General features: G+C 64.5%; 2 pseudogenes. Both read right to left on the bottom strand.

The features are described from left to right. Nucleotides 1-209, bottom strand: a pseudogene (locus tag VSR34_RS38415) (hypothetical protein); the annotation flags it as partial. Continuing rightward, a pseudogene (locus tag VSR34_RS38410) lies at nucleotides 206-473 on the bottom strand (integrase); the annotation flags it as partial. The pseudogenes VSR34_RS38415 and VSR34_RS38410, both read right to left, overlap by 4 nt.

Here is a 473-nt window from a genome sequence, read left to right as displayed (position 1 = left end):
GTACCCGCCAGGGCCTTCTTCCGGACCGCAAAGGCCAAGCGGATTCGCTCGTGGCTGTACAGCGTCTGCCGCGTGTAGCTCAGACCCGCGCGCCGCTTGACCGCCGCAATAAGTGCATCCCACGTCAGCCGGCCGCTCCAGCCGTCTAGCACCCCAACGATGGTGGCAACGACGGTGTCATCAAGATTCTTCTCTCTCACACGGGTCATGCCGCCGCCTCCTCGAGCGTGGTTGATTCTATGGACAACGGCAACAGTGCGCGCGCTTGGGCCGCGTGCTCAAGCCGGGAGGGCGTGTCTGCCGGCATCAGCTGGATGACTGAGCCGCGCGGAACAGACGGGTTATCCAGCACGTCAAGCAGCGCCGTGATCCGCACGAGATGGGCCCTGTGATGTTCCGTCCATTCGCTTGCCCCGAATACCCCTTCGGCTTCAGCCTGCATTGCCATCGCCAGCAGCCGCGTGGCCTCGGCA

It is taken from the genome of Paraburkholderia sp. JHI2823 (assembly GCF_038900695.1).
GTDB classification, from domain to species: Bacteria; Pseudomonadota; Gammaproteobacteria; order Burkholderiales; family Burkholderiaceae; genus Paraburkholderia; species Paraburkholderia mimosarum.
This window is presented reverse-complemented; position numbering and strand designations above follow the sequence as displayed.